We start from the raw sequence: 18,554 nt of genomic DNA on the forward strand, positions 1-18,554 counted from the left end.
ACACGAGATACCCATGGCTAACCAAGACATCACTTTCATTCCCGACCCGGACGCCGAGTCGATCTCTTCCGACGTCGCCGGTTTCGGCGGCATCCTGGTTTCGACCCAGATCCCCACCCGTGCCGACGGCAGCCTGGAACTGGGCGATATCACCGCCCAGAGCGAATGTACCCTGCAAGCGCTGAAAGTCGCTCTGGAGCGTGCTGGCAGCTCCATGGACCGGGTGTTGCACCTGACCATCTACCTCACCGACATGGCCGAGCGGGCGGCGTTCAACGAGGTCTACCAGCGCTTCTTCGCCAAGCCCTGGCCGGTGCGCGCTGCAGTGGGCGTGGCGTCGCTGGCGGTGGAAGGCATGCGTGTGGAAGTGACTGCGATGGCGGCCAAGGCCTGAGTTGTTGCGGTGGCTGGGCTGGTCTCATCGCAACGCCGAACCTGTGGGAGCGGCGGTGCGACGCCTCGACTTGACCCGCGCTCGGGCGCACCACCGGGCAGGCTACGGGTGCCGATCGGGCGTTTCGCCGCTACAATGCGCGCCTCGACCGTGACAGCCTGACTAAAAAAACATGTCCCTGCCCAAGCATCACCTGGAATTGCTCAGCCCCGCCCGCGATGTCGCCATCGCCCGCGAGGCCATTCTGCATGGCGCCGACGCTGTGTACCTCGGCGGCCCGAGCTTCGGTGCGCGCCACAATGCCTGCAACGAAGTCAGTGATATCGCCCAGCTGGTGGAATTTGCCCGCCGCTACCACGCGCGGGTGTTCACCACCATCAACACCATTCTCCACGACAACGAGCTGGAGCCGGCGCGCAAGCTGATCCACGAACTGTACGATGCCGGCGTCGACGCGCTGATCGTCCAGGACCTGGGGGTGATGGAGCTGGACATCCCGCCGATCGAGCTGCACGCCAGTACCCAGACCGACATCCGCACCCTGGCCCGGGCCAAGTTCCTCGACCAGGCCGGCTTCTCCCAGCTGGTGCTGGCCCGCGAGCTGAACCTGCAGGAAATCCGCGCCATCGCCGACGAGACCGACGCGGCGATCGAGTTCTTCATCCACGGTGCGCTGTGCGTGGCCTTCTCCGGCCAGTGCAACATCTCCCACGCCCAGACCGGGCGCAGCGCCAACCGTGGCGACTGCTCCCAGGCCTGCCGCCTGCCGTACACCCTCAAGGACGAAAAGGGCGGGGTGATCGCCTACGAGAAGCACCTGCTGTCGATGAAGGACAACAACCAGAGCGCCAACATCCGCGCGCTGGTCGAGGCCGGCGTGCGCTCGTTCAAGATCGAAGGGCGCTACAAGGACATGGGCTATGTGAAGAACATCACCGCCTACTACCGCCAGCGCCTGGACGCCGTGCTCGAAGACCGCCCGGACCTGGCCCGCGCCTCCAGCGGCCGTACCGCGCACTTCTTCCTGCCCGACCCGGACAAAACCTTCCACCGCGGCAGCACCGACTACTTCGTCAGCGAGCGCAAGATCGACATCGGCGCCTTCGACTCGCCGACCTTCACCGGCCTGCCGGTGGGTGTGGTCGAGAAAGTCGGCAAGCGCGACCTGCAGGTGGTCACCCACGAGCCGCTGTCCAACGGCGACGGCCTCAACGTGCTGGTCAAGCGCGAAGTGGTGGGCTTTCGCGCCAACATCGCCGAGCCGAAAGGCGAGTTCGATGAAGACGGCGAGAAACGCTACCGCTACCGCGTCGAGCCCAACGAGATGCCCAAGGGCATGCACCAGCTGCGGCCCAACCACCCGCTGAGCCGCAACCTCGACCACAACTGGCAGCAGGCTTTGCAAAAGACCTCGGCCGAGCGCCGTATCGGCCTGGCCTGGGTGGCCAAGCTCGACGAACAGCGCCTGGCCCTGACCGCCACCAGCGAGGAGGGCATCAGTGCCAGCGTCGCCCTGGACGGCCCGTTCGGCTTGGCCAACAAGCCGGAGCAGGCGCTGGAGCAACTGCGCGACCTGCTCGGCCAGCTGGGCACCACCGAGTACCACGCCACCGACGTTCAGCTTGATGCGCCGCAGGCGTACTTTATCCCCAACTCGCAGCTCAAGGCCCTGCGCCGTGAGGTCATCGAAGCGCTGACCGCCGCGCGCATCCAGGCCCACCCGCGCGGTGGCCGCAAGGCCGAGACCAACCCGCCGCCGGTGTACCCGGAGTCGCACCTGTCGTTTTTGGCCAACGTCTACAACCAGAAGGCCCGCGACTTCTATCACCGTCACGGGGTCAAGCTGATCGACGCCGCCTACGAGGCCCACGAAGAGGCGGGCGAAGTGCCGGTGATGATCACCAAGCACTGCCTGCGTTTCTCCTTCAACCTGTGCCCCAAGCAGGCCAAGGGCGTGACCGGCGTGCGCACCAAGGTGGCGCCGATGCAGCTGATTCACGGCGATGAAGTACTGACCCTGAAGTTCGACTGCAAGCCGTGCGAAATGCACGTCATCGGCAAGATGAAAGGCCACATCCTTGGCCTGCCGCAACCGGGCAGCGTGCAGCAGGTGGTCGGGCATATCAGCCCTGAAGACCTGCTCAAGACCATCCCGCGCGCGCCGCATTGAGTGAAACACCGCGGCCAGCACCTTCAGGGTGCTGGCCGCAATGGACTCTGGCCCCAGCTGTGCGGGGCCGACAGCCAGGAAGGTAACGTGAACCTACAACTGCAAATCCAGCATATTTTCAGCGGCCTGGCCTTTGCCCGGCCGCTTTTCTATAACTACCCGCAAGGCCTGCGCTTCGAGCTGGCCGAAGGCGGCAGCGACATCGAACGCTTCCTGCTGGCAGTCAGCAAGGCCACCGCGGTGTGCCGTGACCTGTTTGCCGGTGAGCAAGCGATGGTGGTGTGCCTGCGCGTGCACTCCAACGGTAACGGTTTTGCCCACCGCGACGTGTTGCGCGACTTGCGTGCCGCCGGTATTCAAATCCCCGCCCGGCGCTCACTGTGGAGCCAGCGGCTGGACCCGGACGACTGGTTCGAAGAGCATCAGCCCGAGTACTGGCTGCACCTCGCCTTTGAGGCGCCACTGTCGTTGCTGCAACCGGTGCTCTGGTGCGCATTGGCCGATAATCCGGGGACCATACGCCCGAGCCCTTGCTGCGGTGTCTACCTGTTCAACCTCAACCAGCGGTTGATGGCCTTGCCCTATGACGATCGGGGTATGGATGTGGTGGGCCCCAACCACGACGTGCTCGCGCTGTTGTACCGCCAGCACCAGCCGTGGCTGCTGGACTACGACCGCGAGCGCATGGACGCAAGCTTCGCCACCGTCCTGCATTGACTCACTGCAGCGACTCGATTTTCCAGCGCCAGCTGCCCAGCGGGTTGTCTTCGCGGGTGCGGACGAACACGCCGTAGTCGACCAGGTAGCTGTAGCCTTCGCGCCAACGGTTGCCGCGCGGGCTCTGCCAGGTGCAGGTCAACGGCTTGGCGCTGCCTTGCAGGGCCGGGTGCAGGGCGCTGGCCGCTTGCGCCTTGCCGACCTGACAATGGGTGGTGCGGGTAATGCTCGCAGTTTGCCCGGCGTGGCTGCTGGTGTAGCTCAGCTGCGCATGGGCGGGCAGGGTTTGCCAGTCGCCGCTGAATGACAGCGCGGTCAAGCTGTCGCTGGCGTCCTGCTCCTGCCCGGTCATGATGTCGATGCCGCGTGCGGCCAGATCGAACAGGCCGCGAAAGTTCAGTTGCAGCTGCTGCGCTATCGTCGGGTCCACAGCCTGTAGCAACACTTGGCCGGAGCGGCTGTCGGTGCTGAGGAATACCTGGCGCGGCCTGTTGACGGCATTGTCGCCGTCGTTGAGGTTGGCGTCGTAGCGATAATCCAGCCGGTGCAGGCTCAGGCGTGGTGTCGGCAGGTCGAGGGCGGCGATGGCGGCAAGCACTTCAGGCCTGGCCCTGGGCGGCAAAAACGGCGGCGGCAACGGTGTACGGGCTTTGAGCGGAGCAAGCTTGGCAAGCTCGGCCGGCGCTTGGCAGGCGGCGTCGAACAACTGCTGATAGTACAAAGGGGCCTGCCGGTAGAACGCGCTGAAGGGCTGCCACTGAAGCCTGGTGCGGTCTACGCGATTGTCGTTGTCGAGGAACACCTGGCTTTGCCGGCTGATGAGTTGGCGCTGGCAATAGAACGCCAGGCGCTCGCGGCTGTGCAGGGCCATCACCGCGTGGCCGTATTGCATCGGATAGCGGTGGCGCTGGATGCCGGTCCAGGCGTAGGTAATGTCGCCTTCATGCTGCAGGCTGTTACGGTCGATCAGCAGCCAGTCCTGATCCTCGTCCAGGTTCAGCACGCGCCAGTCGGGGGCCGGACTCTGGTACTCGGGCAACTGACCGGCACCTGGCGGATCGGCTTGAAAGTGGCTGCAAGCGGCCAGGGTGAGCACAGCCAGGCTCGCAGCAAGCGGTTTGAGGGCAAAACGGGCGAGGGCATCCATGCGCATAGGCTCTTGGGGCAAAGCGCGCAGTGTAGCGAATGCCTGCGCCAAGCTGTATGCCTGGCGCTAGCCCCGGGTACGCCAGATCTGCGGCCAATGGGCAGTATCGACGCTGTCGCACCAGCTCATGCGGCTGAATGCCTTGAGCTGCATCACCGCGCCGTCATAGCGCCAGGTTGCATTGGCGCCGCAGTAGCGCCCGCCCGGCTGCAACTGGTTGAGCTCGCCGCGGGCCGGGTCGAACTTGAAAAAGCCATACATCTCGCCGCCCAGCACATCATGCCTGGGGACCTCGATGTGCAGCGAGGTGGGTTGATAGGGCGCGCTGCGCAAGGCGCGGTAATAGCTGTACATGCAGCCCTGGCTCCCACAGCCGTAGCGCAGGCCTACCAGCACATGGGTCGCGTCCAGCGGCGAGACCTCGGCTTCGGCTTGCCAGTTGTCGTACTCGGGTTCGCTCCATTCATGGCGGGTGAGGGCAATGACGGCGTCGGCGATGGCCTTCTGCTCGGCATCGCTCACCCCTGGCGCCGGAGTGAAGGGGGCGAGGGTGGGCGTCGGCGGTGCTGGCGGCAGCTGGCTGTCGGGGCGTGTGCCGGGGTTTACAAAGGCGCTGGGGTGATCGAGGCGTCCTTGCACCGAGTCGATGAACAGCAAGGAGGCACTCAGGCCCTGCAGCGATACCGGGTGCTGGCCGTTGCTGGTGTCCAGGGTCAGGGTCTGGCCGTTGCGCAGTTGGCGCAACAAGCGCAACGCGACGTCACCTTTGGCGTGATAACGCATCTGCCCCTGCGAGCCTGGCCGAAACCCCGCTGGCAGCGGGCCGCCGTCGAGCAGCAGCCGGGCGCCGAGCTCGACTCCGGCGTCGCTGAACAGGGTCAGGGTGGTAGTCCCCTGGGCCCCGGCTTCGCGCACCAGCTCAAGGCCCACGCCTTGATCGACGCTGCTCGACACGGCGGTACAGCGCAGGGTGTTGTCGCAGCCCACGACCCATTGCTTGAACTGTTTGAGCACCGGCTCCGGTTCCGGCGCGGCCAGGGCCAGGGCCGGCAGGAGCATCAAGCACAGCCAGTTCCATCTTGGGTCAACCATGGTGTTTCAATCCTGCAGGGTAAGCGAACGTCCGTCCTGGCCGGGCATCATCGCAGAAGCCGGGCCAACTTCAAGCCGTTGCCGATCAGAACTCCAAGGCTGCTGTGCTATCCAACGGGTATGACACGGGAGGTAACTGCAATGACCAGCAACGAGCGCGAGGCGCCCGCCAACGAGACGGACAAGCCTGCTGAAGATGAAGACCTTGCCAATCGGCCGATCACTCCGGCCAATCACCGTACTCAGGCTGAGGCCGCCGAAGAACTTAGCCGCAAGATTGCCGAGATTGAACGCAAGGTCGCTGATGGCAATTAACTATCATCTCTATATATAGAACGAAGGGCCATGGCGGCCCTTCGCTTACTTCCAACTCATCTATCCACCGAGTTTACTTGCACAGGGTGTAACTGCCCTGGTGCGCACCGCCTCTGTACAAGTCAAAGCGGTAGCCGGCACCCGCGCCGAAGTTATAAGAGCCACCGGTCAGTGTCCAGGAGCCGGCGCTGACGGAAAACCCGCCGCTTACCTGGTCCACTTCCTGATCGTCGAGCACCCGCAGGGCAGAGGGTTGCGCGCTGGTCATGTCGATGTTTTGTGCATGGGTCATGTTATCTATACCTCGTTTGCTACAGTGGGTTCGTCCTAGGTTGATCCCCCCAGGAGAGGGCCTGGGCGCAAGGTGTTGCACTATAAAAGTGTGAGATCGATCACAGTTCCAATAACAGTGGCAGGCTGTTTCGATCCCCGGCCAAGTTAGTAATGCCAGCGCTTTAAGTGCAATAGTACAAGTGTGCTAGTGCCTGTCTATTAACTCGCCGTTATGCTGCAACAGGCTCAGGCGATCAGTCTGTTCATGTTATTAACGTTATCCGCCGGGTCATGGATTGGCATGTTATTCAGGAGCGAAGCCGTGCACGCACGGCGTGACAAGGAGTTGGGCAGCGTACTGCTGGTGTCGCCCGTGCCCCTGCGCTGGGCGGCGCTGGCTGCGCTGCTGTTCAGCCTGGTGTTGATCGTGTTCCTGACCTGCGCCACCTACACCCGCCGCGCCACCGTGAGCGGCGTACTGGTGCCCGAGGGCGGGCTGATCAAGGTGTTTGCGCCACAGGCAGGGGTGGTGCAAGGCCTGGCTGCGGTCGAAGGTCAGAGCGTTGAGGCCGGGTCGACACTGATGGCCCTGGGCAGTGACCTGTATGCCGAGGCCGGTGGCGCGCACGTGGCTATCAGCCGCTTGATCAAGCGACGTAACGACAGCCTCACTGAGGAGATTGCCAGCACCCGTGCGCTGCACCTGAAGGAGCTTGAGGGCAAGCGCCGGCGCCTGGCGGTGCTGGAAAGCGAGCAGCAGAAAATCCTCACGCAGATGGACATCAGCCGCCAGCGCCTGGGGTTGGCCCAAGGCATTGCCGCGCGTTATGCCGACCTGCAGCGCCAGGATTACGTGTCGCGCGACCAGTTGCAGGAAAAGCAGGACGCCGTGCTCGAAGTGCGCCTGCGCAGCGAAGAACTGAGCCGTTCGTTGCTGTCGCTGCGCAACGATATCGCCACCTTGCGCGCCGAGCTTGCCGAGTTGCCGTTCAACCAGGGCAAGCAACTGGCCGAGCTTGAGCGGCGCTTGTCGCAAAGCCAGGGCAACCTGCTGGAAAGCGAAGTCAAACGCCAGGTGGTGATTACCGCCCCGGCCAGTGGCGAGGTGACGGCGGTGGGCGTGGTCAACGGCACCCGCGCCGACAGTAACCGGCCGCTGTTGAGCATCGTGCCCAGCGATGCCCAGCTGTACGCCGAACTCTATGTGCCCAGCCGTTCGGCCGGTTTTGTGCGCAGCGGCGATGCCGTGCTGTTGCGCTACCAGGCTTATCCCTACCAGCACTTCGGCCTGGCACGCGGCACGGTAGCGTCGGTGTCGCGCAGCGCGCTGCCAGCCGACGAAATCATGAGCGTGGGCGGCGTCTCCGAGCAGCAGCGCGAGCAAGGCCCGATGTATCGGGTCAGGGTCACCCTTGAACAACAAGCCATGCGCGGACGCGGGCTGAACGAGCGCTTGCGTTCGGGCATGCAACTGGACGCCGACATCCTGCAGGAGAACATGCCCCTCTACGAGTGGCTGCTCGAACCCCTGCGCGGCATAGGGAAACGCCTTTGAACATTCGCCAACCGCTGGCTTTCGGCATCGGCCGCAAGTTGCCCATGGTGCTCCAGGCCGAAGCCGCCGAGTGCGGCCAGGCCTGCCTGGCGATGATCGCCGGCTTTCACGGCCAGCGTCATGACCTGTTCTCGCTGCGCCAAAAGCTGTCGCCGTCGATGAAGGGCGCGACCCTCAAGCAACTGATGGCCATGGCCAGCCAGTTGGGCCTGGCCAGCCGGCCATTGCGCCTGGAACTGCAAGCACTCGGGCAACTGCGCTTGCCCTGTGTGCTGCACTGGAATTTCAACCATTTCGTGGTGCTCAAGGAGGTCGGGCCGCGCGGGGTAACCCTGCACGATCCGGGGCGCGGGGTGTGCAAGCTGTCGTTCGAAGAAGTCTCGGCAGCCTTCACCGGCGTGGCCCTGGAGCTGTGGCCACAGAGCGATTTCCAGCAGGGCGCGGCCAATCCGCCGCTGCGCCTGCGCCAGTTGCTGGGCCGGGTACAGGGCTTTGGCGGGGTGCTCAGCCATGTGCTGTTGCTGGCGGCGGCGCTGGAGCTGTGCATGGTGCTCAGCCCGTTTTTTTTGCAAACGGTGATCGACAAGGTGCTGGTCAGCGCCGATCTCGACCTGCTGGCGGTGCTGGCCATCGGTTTCGGTCTGCTGCTGGTGATGCAGCAAACCCTGGCGCTGGGGCGCTCCTGGGCGTTGATGTACCTGGGCACCTTGCTCAGCGCGCAATGGCAGATCAACGTCTTCAGCCATCTTGTGCGTTTGCCGGTGGCGTTTTTCGAGCGCCGCCACCTGGGCGATATCGTCTCGCGTTTTGGCTCGTTGAAGTCGATCCAGCACACCCTGACCACCTCGTTTGTCGAAGCCTTGCTCGATGGCCTGATGACCCTGGTAACCCTGGGCCTGATGTTCGCCTACAGCCCGCCGCTGGCACTGATCGCGCTGCTGGCCATGGTCATCTATGCCCTGGCCCGCTGGGCCTGGTTCGGCCCGCTGCGCCGCGCGAGCGAAGAGGAGCTGGTGCATGCCGCCCGCCAGCAGAGTTACTTTCTGGAAAGCGTGCGCGGGGTGCGCACCATCAAGTTGTTCGGCCATCAGGAGCAACGCGCCAGCGCCTGGGGCAGCCTGCTGGTCGAAGAAATCAACGCCGGCTTGCGGCCGCAAAAGCTCGCGCTGGCTTACCGCGCCTTCAATGGCCTGCTGTTCGGTCTGGTGACCGTGCTGGTGATCTGGCTCGGTGCCAGGCTGGTGCTCGATGGCCAGTTCAGCGCCGGCATGCTGATTGCCTTTAACGCCTACAAGGAGCAGTTCAACAGTCGCGTAGCCGGGCTGATCGACAAGCTGGTCGATGTGCTGATGCTGCGCCTGCATGGCGAGCGCCTGGCCGATATCCTGCTGCAGGTGCCCGAACCCAGAGCGCCTGAGAAACCTGACGACAACGACGCCGTCGACAGCGTGCCGAGCCTGGAAGTGCGCCAGCTCAAGTTTCGCTATTGCGAGCACGAGCCCTATGTGCTCGATGAAGTGTCGGTGCGCATCGAAGCCGGCGATTCGCTGGCGATCGTCGGCCCCTCGGGAGGCGGCAAGAGCACCTTGCTCAATGTCATGCTCGGCATTCTGACCCCCAGCAGCGGCAGCGTGTTGCTCGACGGTGTGGTCATCGACAGCCATAACCTGGAGCGGTTGCGGCGGATCAGCGCCACGGTGCTTCAGGATGATGTGCTGTTCGCCGGCTCGATTGCCGACAACATCAGTTTTTTCAGCGCCGAGGCCAACCCGCGCTGGGTCGAGCAGTGCGCGCGCATGGCGGCGGTGCATGACGACATCGCGCAAATGCCCATGGCCTACAACACCCTGGTGGGCGACATGGGCACGGTGCTGTCGGGTGGGCAGAAGCAACGCATCCTGCTGGCCCGGGCGCTGTACCGGCGGCCCAAGCTGCTGTTTCTCGACGAAGCCACCAGCCACCTCGACATCGACCGCGAGGCGGCGGTCAACCAGGCGCTGCAGGCGCTGAACATCACCCGCATCATTGTTGCCCATCGCCCCGATACCATTCGCTCGGCGCGCCGGGTGCTGGCGCTGGACAACGGCCGGGTGGTGTATGACGGGCCGCTGATCGAGGCCGATGAGCAAGCGCCAGCCGAGCCAGATGAACGTGCCTGTGGTACGGCGTCTTCGTCATGAACCGTCACCTGACCAGGCTGTGTCTGGCCGCCTTGCTGCTGGCCTGGACGGTGCTACCGGGCATGGCCGCCGAAGCCCTCGAGGCCTGCCCAGGCAGGTTAAGCCCTGCACAGCCACTGGTGTTGTCCAGTGCCGTGGCCATCGCCCTGTGCGCCGATCCGCAAGTGCGCGAAGCCTGGCTGTCACAACTGAGCAGCCAGGCCAGCCTGGATGCCGAGTACTCGGCCTACTGGCCGACTGTGCAAGCCCAGGCCAGCAGCGGGCGGGCGAGCCGCAAGACGCGCTTTGACAACTTTCCCGAGGCTGACTCGACCCTCAACACCCGCACCAACAGCTATGGCCTGAACCTCAACTGGGTGCTCTATGATTTTGGCCTGCGCGCGGCGAAAGTCGAGGGCGCCCGCCAGCTGTTGAACGCGGCCAGCAGCAGTCGGGTGGAAAAAATCCAGGCCACGGTGCTCGCCACCAGCAAGGCCTTCTACCAGGTCCAGGCCAACGCCGCCTTGCTCGCGGCCAAGCGCAGCGCCGAGTCCCTGGCGGCCAGCAGCCTCAAGGCGGCCACCGCCAAGTACCAGGCCGGGGCCGGCGAGCAGAGCGACCGTCTGCAGGCCCAGACGACTCACGACCAGGCGCAGCTTGAACGGGTGCTGGCTGAAGGTGACTACGCGACGGCCCAGGGCGCCCTGGCCAGTGCCCTCGGGCTGTCACCCTCGGCGCCGCTGACACTCACCGCCTTGAACGAGCCGGCGGGGCAGGAGGATGAGTTCATGGCCAGTGTCGATGCCTTGATGGAGCAAGCCCGGGCCCGGCACCCGGCCATCGAAAAGGCCCGCGCCGATTGGTTCGCCACCCGCGCCAGGGCGGATGAAGCGCGTGCCGAGGGGCGGCCCAAGGTGTCGCTGTTCAGCAGCTACCAGCAAGAAGACACGCCGATCGACCAGGTGTCGACACGCCAGCAGATCGAGACCTGGAGCGTGGGCGTGCAGATTACCGTGCCGATCTTCGACGGCTTCCTCAGCCGTCGGCGTGCCCGCGCCGCCGATTATGAAGCCGGCGCCCGCGAGCAGGCCCTGGAGCAGGCCGAACGCAGCGTGGCCCTCAACGTCTGGAAAAGCCGCCAGGCCCTGGATGCGCGCACCCGCGCCCTGGCCATCAGCCGCAGCTTCGTCGCCAGCGCCGGGCAATCCCATCAAGTGGCATTGGGGCGCTACAAGGCCGGGGTGGGCAGCATCATCGAACTGCTCAGGGCGCAGAACGAGCTGGCGCTTGCCGAGCAGCGGCGCGTGGAATCGCTGGTCAACTGGTACACCGCCAGGTTGCAACTGGCGGCGGACCTGGGGCAGTTGAATGGTGCGTTGTGAGTGTGTTCGCGGTCTTTCTGACTAGACTCAACCTGCCATTCACCAACCGTGGAGAACCAGGATGAGCCCTAAAAATACCATCTGCCTCTGGTACGACGGCACCGCGCTGGAGGCTGCGACCTTTTATGCCAAGACCTTCCCCGACAGCAAGGTCGGTGCCGTGCACCGGGCGCCGGGCGACTTTCCCTCGGGTAAAGAGGGCGATGTGCTGACCGTGGAGTTTACCGTGCTGGGCATCCCCTGCGTGGGGCTTAACGGCGGGCCGATGTTCACCCACAGCGAGGCGTTTTCCTTTCAGGTGGCCACCGAAGACCAGGCCGAAACCGATCGCCTGTGGGCCGCCATTGTCGGCAATGGCGGCCAGGAAAGCGCCTGTGGCTGGTGCAAGGACAATTGGGGGCTGTCGTGGCAGATTTCGCCACGGGTGCTGGTCGAGGCAATTACCAGCACTGACCGTGCCGCCGCCAAGCGCGCCTTCGATGCGATGATGGGCATGCGCAAGATTGATATCGCGGCGATTGAGGCGGCGGTCAGGGGTTGAATTGCCGGAGCTGGCTTGCCAGCTCCCGCACAGATCCTGTTGCAGCAACAGCGTTGTCCTCAGAACCCCAGGGTCGCTGACACCAGGTAGGTGCGCGGGGTCGACAACGTCAGCCCGGCCTCGCTGTCATCCGAGGCGCCCGCCGAAGCCCAGTGGTGCTCATCCAGCACATTCTCGACACTGGCGCGCAGGGTGATGGCCTTGTCATCAACCTTGAAGGCATAGCGCGCCCCCAGGTCGTAACGCTCCCAGCCGTCGATCTGCTTGCTGTTGGCCTGGTCCAGGTACTGCGCGCTTGAGTGGATGCCCCGGGCCGTCAGGGTCAGGCCGGCGAGGGCAGGCACGTCATACTCGGCGCCCAGGCTGAGGTTGTACTCCGGCGTTGCCGGGGCGCGGTTACCGTCGAAGCTGGCGCCGACGGTGTCGGTCAGTTCGCTGTCGATGTACATCACCCCTCCGAGCAGGCGAAAGCCCTTGAGCGGCTCGCCGAACACGTTGAGTTCAATGCCCTTGTTCTCACGCTTGCCATTGGGCCCGAACACCCGGGTAGTGGCGTTGGTCTCGTAGGCCGGCTGCTTGATGCGAAAGGCGCTGGCGGTCAGGGCGAAGTTGCCCAGGTCGTACTTGGCGCCGACTTCTACCTGGCGGCTAATGAACGGCGCGAAGATCTGGTCTTCGTTGATCGAGGTCGACGGGGCGATCTTGCCCTGGCTCAGGCCTTCCATGTAGTTGGCATACAGCGACAGCTGGTCGCTGAGCTTGAACAGGATGCCGCCCGAGGGCGAGAGCTTCTCTTCGTCGTAGGCGGTGTCGCCCTTGATGCCATCGCTCCAGTCATCGACCTGGACCCGCTGCCAGCGCGCACCGAGGGTCAGCAACAGGCGCTGGTCAAAAAAGCCCAGGGTGTCGGACAACGCCACGCCGCTGAAGCGGTTCTCGGTGTAGACCTTGGGGTCCGAGCGCAGCAGGGTGCCGGGCGTCGGGGTCGGGCGCGGGTTGTAGAGGTTGCTGGGGCCGGCGGCATAGCGCCCGCCGCCGTTCTCGAAGTCCATGTAGAAGTAGTTGGCCGCCAGGTTGAACTCGTGGCTCACCGGGCCGGTTGCGAACCAGCTGCGCAGGCCGGCGGTGGCGGTGCGCACGTTCTCGTCGCGGGTGAAGTCGCGCGGCTGGACGCTGAAGTCGCCGGCATCGTTGGACACCGGTACGTTATGCCGGAGGAAATCGTGGTTGCTCTTGCGCGCGCCGACGGCGCCGTAGGCCATCAGCGATTCATTGAGGTCGAACTCGGCGTTGACTGTGCCGAAGGTGTCGTTGGTGCGCGCCTTGCTCCAGGCCTGGGCGTAGTTGCGGCGCACGTCGCCGGCGTCCGGCACCTTGGCGTTGGCGCCAACGATGACTCGCTCCTGGGGCGCATCGGTATCACGGGTGGTATGGCCGATATCGCTCGACAGGCGCAGGCGCTCGCCGCGAAAGTCCAGGCCGAGCACGGCCATTTCGCGGTCGACGCTCTGCTGGTCCCACTCGGTGTCGCCGGCTTGCTTGACGCCATTGAAGCGCAGGCCGAACTTGCCGTCCTCGCCAACGCGCCGGCCGATGTCGACCGCACCGCCCACCTGGCTGTCGGACGCGTAGTTGCCGGTGAACTCGGTGATCGGTGTGTCGCTGGCGCGCTTGGGCACCACGTTGATGCCGCCGCCGACGCTGCCGCGTGGCGAGATGCCGTTGATCAACTGGCTGGGGCCCTTGATGATGTCGACGCGGTCGGCCATTTCCATGTCGATGGAGTAAGTCGGCAGGATGCCGTACAGGCCGTTGTAGGCAACATCGCTATTGAACAGGCTGAAGCCGCGAATGGTGAATTGCTCGAAGCGCCCGCCGGCGGGGTTGGTGGCGCGCACCGACGGGTCGCTGGCGATCAGGTCGCCAAGGGTGCGCGCCTGCTGGCCCTTGATCGCCTCGCTGGTGTAGGTGGTCATGCTGAAGGGCGTTTCCATGAAGTCCCGCGAGCCCAGCAGGCCTTGCGAGCCCCGGCGCGCAACCTGGCCGCCGGCATAGCGCTGGCCGTCGTCATCGCCGCCGCTGTGGGCGCCGAGGATGCTGGTCGGGGCGATCTCCACGGCGTCGCCGCTTTGCGGTGTAGGCACCAGGGTGTAGGCGCCCGCTGTCACCGGCTGCAGTTGCAGGCCCGAGCCCTGCAGCAGCCGGGCAAAGCCTTCATCGACGCTGAAGCTGCCGCTCAGGCCGGCACTGCGCCGACCATTGACCAGGCCCGGGTCGACCGACAGGCTGACCCCGGCCTGGGCGGCAAAGCGGGTCAGCGCGGTGCCCAGTTCGCCAGCCGGTACCTGGTAGCTGCGGCTGGCTCCGTCGGCCAGCGCCGCTGGCGGCGCCAACGACACCAGGCCCAGCAGCAGGCACAGGGTAGGGGACGAAAACGAAGACGCCAGGCGCGTTCGGTGGCGTGTCAGTACGGGCATTGTTGCGCTCTCTTTTCGATTCACATGCCCTTGATGACAAGCGAGCGAACAAAAGGGGACAGCGGTATGCGCAAATAATGCCACGCCTGGCCACGGCAGGCCTGCTCGCGCTTCAGGCCGGTGCGTACGGGGCGTAGTCCAGGTAGCCCTTGGCGCCGCCGCCGTAGTAGGTGTCGCGGTCCGGGGTGGTCAACGGCCAGCCGTTTTTCAGCCGGGCGACCAGATCGGGGTTGGCGATGAACGGCTGGCCAAAACCTGCCAGGTCGATCAGGCCGGCGTCAACCAGGTCCTGGGCACGCTCCAGGGTCATGTCGCCGGCCAGGATCAACGCGGTCTGGCGCAGTTGCGCCTTGCAGTCGGCCAGCAGCGCGCGCAGGGCCTGCTCCTGGGCCACGGCGCCTGCGCTGGCGAGGAAGAAGTGGGTCTGGTCCATCACATGCACATAGGCGATACCGCGCGCGCCCATGCCGGCGCAGAGGGCCGAGTAGGTCTCGTCGATTTGCGCGTAGATCGGCATGTCGAACAGCTGGCCGTAAGGCGAGATACGGATGCCGACCTTGTCGGCGCCGATGCGGTTGACCACAGCATCGACCACTTCAAAGACAAAGCGCAGGCGGTTTTCCAGGGTGTCGGCGGCGTAACGGTCGCTGCGGTCGTTGACCAGCGGGTTGAGGAACTGCTCGATCAGGTAGCCGTTGGCGCCGTGGATTTCGACGCCGTCAAAGCCTGCGGCAATGGCGTTGGCCGCGGCCTGGGCGAAGTCTTCGACGACCCGGCCGACTTCTTCGGTGTTCAGCGGGCGCGGCGTCGAGGTCGGGACAAAACCCGGCTCGCCGCTGTCGGTGTAGCCGAAGGCAATCGCGCCCTGGGCGACCTTGCCGGTGGCGCTGACCGGGGCCAGGCCATCGCGCTGGATCGAGGTGTGCGAGACCCGGCCAACATGCCACAGCTGGGCGAAGATCTTGCCGCCGACGCTGTGCACCGAGTCGGTCACCAGCTTCCAGCCGTGGATCTGCTGCTCGCTGAAAATGCCCGGATTGAACAGATAGCCCTGGCCTTCGCGGGAGATCGGCGTGCCTTCGGAAACGATCAGGCCGGCGGTGCCGCGCTGGGTGTAATGCAGGGCGATCTGTTCGGTGGCGATGTCTTGCGGAGCGCGTGAACGGGTCATCGGCGCCATGACGAAACGGTTGCTCAGCTGCAGTGGGCCGAGGTCATAGGGGGCAAACAGGTCTTTCATGCGTGGGGCCTCTGGGTGGAATGGCGCCATGCTAGGGGCTTGCGAAAACAGCCACAATCAAGGCTAAAGGCAAAACACTATTGCTGTAACAGCAATATGAGCACCTATACTGGACGGATTTCCCGTTCAGGAGCCGCCCATGCACCTCAAGGCCCACCGCTTCTTCGCCATGGTCGCGGTGACCGGTAGTTTCTCTGCCACCGCCCGGCATTTTCAGGTGCCGGCCTCGTCGGTGTCGCGTTTTATCGCGGCGCTGGAGCGCGAGGTCGGGCAGCAGTTGCTGTACCGCAACACCCGCGCGGTGAAGCTGACCGAAGCCGGTGAGCGCTATTACCTGCAGATTCGCGAAGTGCTGGAGCTGCTGGATGCTGCCGACGAGTCGATCAGCGGCAAGCCCGGCGACATTCGCGGCCTGGTGCGGATCAACGCGCCGGTGGCTTTTGCCCATCTGCATCTCGTGCGCCTGCTCAATGGCTTGCATGAGCAATACCCGGAACTGACCGTGGAGCTGACCGCCACCGATGCCTACATCGACCCGGTGCAGGAGGGCGCCGACATCACCTTTCGCGTCGGCCATCTGCAGGATTCGGGGCTGATCGGCCGGCAGATCTGCACCCAGCGTTATGTCCTGTGTGCCAGCCCCAGCTACCTTGAAAAACATGGCCAGCCGACCTGCGCGCAGGACCTGCGCCAGCATAGCTGCCTGGTCTACAAAGGCACCGGCGGCGCGCAGCGCTGGTACTTGCGTCCGTCGGGTAGCGACAGCGTCGAGGTGGTCGACGTGCACGGGCCGCTGCGCAGCAACAATGCCCAGGTGCTGGTGGAAGCGGCCCTGGCCGGGCGCGGCATCGTGTTTTTTCCGACCTGGCTGTTCAGCAAGCACAGCTTTACCAGCAAGGCCCTGGTGCAACTGCTGCCCGACTGGCAAGGCGCCGTGGAGGCGACGCCGAGCCAGATCCACCTGTTGTCAGCGCAAAACCGCCTGCGCTCGCAGAAGGTGCGGCGGGTGTGGGACTACTTTCTCGACGCCATCGGCACGCCGCCGTACTGGGATGACCTCGGCGCCTGAGTCAGCCCTTGGCACGCCAGGTCACCGGCCAGTACTCCTCGTTGATGCTGTCGCAGCGCCACATGGTCCGCCGGTCCTTGAGCTGCATGGCCGCACCGTCGTATTGCCAGGTCGAGCTATCACCGCAGTCCTTGCCCATCTCGCGGAAAATCTTCAACTGGCCGCTGACCGGGTTGAAGTTGATCTGCCCATACAGGTCAGGGGAGAAGTGAGCCTCGGGCGCCGCCTTGAGTTCCAGCGGTGTCGCCTGGTACGGCGCGGTGCGCGAGACACGATAGAGGCTGTGGTTGCAGCCGTCCTCGGCGCAGCCGTAACGCAGGCGCACCAGGGCGTGGGCCGGGTCCAGGGGGTAGACCTCGGCCTGGGCCTGCCAGTTCTGATGGGGCGCGGCGCTCAGTTCGTCCTTGGTCAGGGCAATCAGGTAGTCGCCGATGGCCTGTTGCTCGGCGTCGCTCAAGGCCGGGGCCAGGGTAAAGCGCGGCAGTTTGGGAATCGCCGGGGCCGGCGGCACGCGGCTGTCCGCTTGGTAGCCCGGGCGCACGAAGGCGCTGGGATGGCCGATGCGCCCTTGCACCGAATCCATCAGCAACAGGGCGGCGCTCAAGCCCTGCAGCGATACCCGGCGCTCGCCAAAGTTGCTGTTGGAGCTCAGGGTGTCGCTGTTGCGCAGCTCGCGCAGTTTTTCGACGGCGGCATCGCCCTCAAGGTAGTAGTACTCACGGTCGCTCGAGCCGTACTGCCAGGGGGCGGTGGGGCGGCCGTCGAGGTGAAACTCATAGCGCATGCCGACGTCGTCGTAGCCGATCACACTGACCCGGGTGCTGCCCTTGGCGCCGGCTTCGCGAGCGATGTACAGGCCCATCCCGGGGTTGTCGGTGCTGCCCGATACGGCGGTGCAGCGGCGGGTGTTGTCGCAGGCCAGTCGCCAGTCCTGGAATACCCGGGTCAGTGGCACCGGCTCCGGGGTGGCGGCCTGGGTCAGGGCGGGTAACAGGCCAAGGGCCAGCCAGGTCCATCTTGCTGAAAACATCGTGGTCGATCCTGCGGTGTCGATGAAGGGCGGCATGATCGCATCTTGGTGGTAGTCTGGCAGCTGTTCAGGATCAATCAGCCAAGGAAGCCTTGTGATCGCCGTCCGCCCTGTTTTACCCCATGAATGGCCCACCTACCGCGATCTGCGCCTGCAGGCATTGCAGGATTCGCCAGATGCCTTTGGCAGCACCTTCGCCGCCGAGTCGCAACGCAGCGATGAAAACTGGGCCACGCGGATAGCGGCGGCCCATGCCAGCGGCAACGACCGGGCGTTTTTCGCCGTTAACGGCGACGCCCTGTGCGGGATGGTCTGGTGCAAATTGTCCGCGGCCGAGCCGGGTGTGGCCGATATCTACCAGATGTGGGTCGACCCGGCCGCGCGTGGCCTGGGCGCCGGCAGTGCCTTGCTCAAGGCCGCACTGGACTGGGCTGCCAGCGTGGCCGTGCGCCGGGTGGGCCTGGGCGTGACCCTCGCCGACAGCCCGGCGATGCGCTTGTACCAGGCCCATGGCTTTCAGCCGGTCGGCGCCCCGCAGCCATTGCGCGAAGGGTCCAGCCTGATGTCGCAGGGGATGCAGCGACAGCTGGCCGTCTAGTCCTCGAAGCGCCCCGGCGGATCGCGATCTTTTTCGTAGTGGTGGCTGAGCGGGAAGGGTGGCAGCCAGGATTCGCGGCGGGTGGTCCAGCTTTCGTAGGTTGGCGTGAACAGGTTGGGGGCATCCAGCGCGCCGAGGTTGATCTCGACTTCATCGCCTGAGCGGGCGAACACCGACGAGCCGCAACGTGGGCAAAAATAGCGCCCGGCGTAGTCACGGGTTTCGCCTTCGATGCTGACTGCCTCTGCGGGGAAAATCGCCGAAGCGTGAAACAGCGCGCCGTGGTGCTTGCGACAGTCCAGGCAGTGACACAGGCCGACCCGGTAGGGGCGTCCCGAGGCTGCAAATCGCACGTTGGCGCACAGGCAACCGCCGGTGAGTGGGTCCATGGTGGG

At 65.0% G+C, this 18,554-nt stretch carries 17 protein-coding genes; 10 read left to right on the plus strand and 7 right to left on the minus strand.

Going from position 1 to position 18,554, the window contains the following annotated elements; translation table 11 throughout:
• Positions 1–13 precede the first annotated feature (13 nt).
• The 3 genes from LOY54_RS10895 to LOY54_RS10905 all read left to right on the plus strand — a co-directional run bounded on the left by LOY54_RS10895 (position 14) and on the right by LOY54_RS10905 (position 3,281).
• Positions 14–394: a RidA family protein gene (locus tag LOY54_RS10895; RefSeq protein WP_045201304.1), complete on the plus strand. Its 381-nt coding sequence runs from the start codon at positions 14–16 to the stop codon at positions 392–394.
• Between the two features lie 172 nt (positions 395–566).
• Positions 567–2,564 carry a U32 family peptidase gene (locus LOY54_RS10900; RefSeq protein WP_258610378.1) on the plus strand — a complete coding sequence of 666 codons (1,998 nt, stop codon included), beginning with the start codon at positions 567–569 and terminating at the stop codon, positions 2,562–2,564.
• Between the two features lie 87 nt (positions 2,565–2,651).
• Complete coding sequence (locus tag LOY54_RS10905; RefSeq protein WP_258610379.1) at positions 2,652–3,281, plus strand: DUF3885 domain-containing protein; 630 nt, start codon at positions 2,652–2,654, stop codon at positions 3,279–3,281.
• Position 3,282: 1 nt separating this feature from the next.
• Here the strand turns inward: LOY54_RS10905 and LOY54_RS10910 are convergent, their stop codons facing one another.
• Positions 3,283–4,428: a hypothetical protein gene (locus tag LOY54_RS10910; protein ID WP_258610380.1), complete on the minus strand. Its 1,146-nt coding sequence runs from the start codon at positions 4,426–4,428 to the stop codon at positions 3,283–3,285.
• 66 nt (positions 4,429–4,494) lie between these two features.
• The gene (locus LOY54_RS10915; protein WP_258610381.1) at positions 4,495–5,520 is read right to left on the minus strand and encodes a DUF1176 domain-containing protein; all 1,026 of its coding nucleotides are present in this window, start codon (positions 5,518–5,520) and stop codon (positions 4,495–4,497) included.
• Between the two features lie 141 nt (positions 5,521–5,661).
• On the opposite strand from LOY54_RS10915, the gene LOY54_RS10920 reads away from it, so the two are divergent.
• A complete protein-coding gene (locus tag LOY54_RS10920; RefSeq protein WP_176794272.1) occupies positions 5,662–5,835 on the plus strand; it encodes a hypothetical protein in 174 nt (57 codons plus the stop codon).
• A 73-nt stretch (positions 5,836–5,908) separates the two neighbouring features.
• On the opposite strand, the gene LOY54_RS10925 is transcribed toward LOY54_RS10920, so the two are convergent.
• Complete coding sequence (locus LOY54_RS10925; protein ID WP_093384216.1) at positions 5,909–6,127, minus strand: hypothetical protein; 219 nt, start codon at positions 6,125–6,127, stop codon at positions 5,909–5,911.
• A 282-nt stretch (positions 6,128–6,409) separates the two neighbouring features.
• On the opposite strand from LOY54_RS10925, the gene LOY54_RS10930 reads away from it, so the two are divergent.
• From LOY54_RS10930 to LOY54_RS10945, 4 genes are all read left to right on the plus strand, one after another.
• Positions 6,410–7,663 (plus strand): HlyD family secretion protein, encoded by a 1,254-nt coding sequence (locus tag LOY54_RS10930; protein WP_213601652.1) that lies wholly within the window; start codon positions 6,410–6,412, stop codon positions 7,661–7,663.
• A gap of 44 nt (positions 7,664–7,707) precedes the next feature.
• Positions 7,708–9,843 carry a peptidase domain-containing ABC transporter gene (locus LOY54_RS10935; protein ID WP_408980590.1) on the plus strand — a complete coding sequence of 712 codons (2,136 nt, stop codon included), beginning with the start codon at positions 7,708–7,710 and terminating at the stop codon, positions 9,841–9,843.
• On the plus strand, positions 9,840–11,204 hold the full coding sequence (locus LOY54_RS10940) for a TolC family protein (RefSeq protein WP_195883743.1): 1,365 nt from the start codon (positions 9,840–9,842) through the stop codon (positions 11,202–11,204). Before LOY54_RS10935 ends, LOY54_RS10940 begins: the two co-directional genes overlap by 4 nt.
• Positions 11,205–11,265: 61 nt before the next feature.
• Complete coding sequence (locus LOY54_RS10945) at positions 11,266–11,745, plus strand: VOC family protein (protein ID WP_258610383.1); 480 nt, start codon at positions 11,266–11,268, stop codon at positions 11,743–11,745.
• A gap of 59 nt (positions 11,746–11,804) precedes the next feature.
• On the opposite strand, the gene LOY54_RS10950 is transcribed toward LOY54_RS10945, so the two are convergent.
• Both LOY54_RS10950 and LOY54_RS10955 read right to left on the minus strand, forming a co-directional pair.
• On the minus strand, positions 11,805–14,222 hold the full coding sequence (locus LOY54_RS10950; RefSeq protein ID WP_258610384.1) for a TonB-dependent receptor: 2,418 nt from the start codon (positions 14,220–14,222) through the stop codon (positions 11,805–11,807).
• A 112-nt stretch (positions 14,223–14,334) separates the two neighbouring features.
• Positions 14,335–15,462: an alkene reductase gene (locus tag LOY54_RS10955; protein ID WP_213601644.1), complete on the minus strand. Its 1,128-nt coding sequence runs from the start codon at positions 15,460–15,462 to the stop codon at positions 14,335–14,337.
• A gap of 139 nt (positions 15,463–15,601) precedes the next feature.
• Here LOY54_RS10955 and LOY54_RS10960 point away from each other — a divergent pair, with 139 nt between their 5' ends.
• On the plus strand, positions 15,602–16,531 hold the full coding sequence (locus LOY54_RS10960; protein WP_258610385.1) for a LysR family transcriptional regulator: 930 nt from the start codon (positions 15,602–15,604) through the stop codon (positions 16,529–16,531).
• Position 16,532: 1 nt separating this feature from the next.
• On the opposite strand, the gene LOY54_RS10965 is transcribed toward LOY54_RS10960, so the two are convergent.
• Positions 16,533–17,561: a DUF1176 domain-containing protein gene (locus LOY54_RS10965; RefSeq protein WP_258610386.1), complete on the minus strand. Its 1,029-nt coding sequence runs from the start codon at positions 17,559–17,561 to the stop codon at positions 16,533–16,535.
• A 94-nt stretch (positions 17,562–17,655) separates the two neighbouring features.
• On the opposite strand from LOY54_RS10965, the gene LOY54_RS10970 reads away from it, so the two are divergent.
• The gene (locus LOY54_RS10970) at positions 17,656–18,159 is read left to right on the plus strand and encodes a GNAT family N-acetyltransferase (RefSeq protein WP_258597444.1); all 504 of its coding nucleotides are present in this window, start codon (positions 17,656–17,658) and stop codon (positions 18,157–18,159) included.
• On the opposite strand, the gene LOY54_RS10975 is transcribed toward LOY54_RS10970, so the two are convergent.
• Positions 18,156–18,548 carry a GFA family protein gene (locus LOY54_RS10975; RefSeq protein WP_258610387.1) on the minus strand — a complete coding sequence of 131 codons (393 nt, stop codon included), beginning with the start codon at positions 18,546–18,548 and terminating at the stop codon, positions 18,156–18,158. The genes LOY54_RS10970 and LOY54_RS10975 overlap by 4 nt on opposite strands.
• Positions 18,549–18,554 lie beyond the last annotated feature (6 nt).

This window comes from Pseudomonas sp. B21-032, assembly GCF_024748965.1.
Taxonomy (GTDB): Bacteria; Pseudomonadota; Gammaproteobacteria; order Pseudomonadales; family Pseudomonadaceae; genus Aquipseudomonas.

Excerpts from the sequence above, each read along its gene's own strand:
- LOY54_RS10945 (WP_258610383.1), top strand. The coding sequence starts at position 11,266 with ATGAGCCCTAAAAATACCATCTGCCTCTGGTACGACGGCACCGCGCTG.
- LOY54_RS10900 (WP_258610378.1), top strand. The coding sequence starts at position 567 with ATGTCCCTGCCCAAGCATCACCTGGAATTGCTCAGCCCCGCCCGCGAT.
- LOY54_RS10955 (WP_213601644.1), bottom strand. The coding sequence starts at position 15,462 with ATGAAAGACCTGTTTGCCCCCTATGACCTCGGCCCACTGCAGCTGAGC.
- LOY54_RS10920 (WP_176794272.1), top strand. The coding sequence starts at position 5,662 with ATGACCAGCAACGAGCGCGAGGCGCCCGCCAACGAGACGGACAAGCCT.
- LOY54_RS10975 (WP_258610387.1), bottom strand. The coding sequence starts at position 18,548 with ATGGACCCACTCACCGGCGGTTGCCTGTGCGCCAACGTGCGATTTGCA.
- LOY54_RS10915 (WP_258610381.1), bottom strand. The coding sequence starts at position 5,520 with ATGGTTGACCCAAGATGGAACTGGCTGTGCTTGATGCTCCTGCCGGCC.
- LOY54_RS10910 (WP_258610380.1), bottom strand. The coding sequence starts at position 4,428 with ATGGATGCCCTCGCCCGTTTTGCCCTCAAACCGCTTGCTGCGAGCCTG.
- LOY54_RS10940 (WP_195883743.1), top strand. The coding sequence starts at position 9,840 with ATGAACCGTCACCTGACCAGGCTGTGTCTGGCCGCCTTGCTGCTGGCC.
- LOY54_RS10895 (WP_045201304.1), top strand. The coding sequence starts at position 14 with ATGGCTAACCAAGACATCACTTTCATTCCCGACCCGGACGCCGAGTCG.
- LOY54_RS10960 (WP_258610385.1), top strand. The coding sequence starts at position 15,602 with ATGCACCTCAAGGCCCACCGCTTCTTCGCCATGGTCGCGGTGACCGGT.
- LOY54_RS10925 (WP_093384216.1), bottom strand. The coding sequence starts at position 6,127 with ATGACCCATGCACAAAACATCGACATGACCAGCGCGCAACCCTCTGCC.
- LOY54_RS10935 (WP_408980590.1), top strand. The coding sequence starts at position 7,708 with ATGGTGCTCCAGGCCGAAGCCGCCGAGTGCGGCCAGGCCTGCCTGGCG.
- LOY54_RS10965 (WP_258610386.1), bottom strand. The coding sequence starts at position 17,561 with ATGTTTTCAGCAAGATGGACCTGGCTGGCCCTTGGCCTGTTACCCGCC.
- LOY54_RS10930 (WP_213601652.1), top strand. The coding sequence starts at position 6,410 with ATGTTATTCAGGAGCGAAGCCGTGCACGCACGGCGTGACAAGGAGTTG.
- LOY54_RS10950 (WP_258610384.1), bottom strand. The coding sequence starts at position 14,222 with ATGCCCGTACTGACACGCCACCGAACGCGCCTGGCGTCTTCGTTTTCG.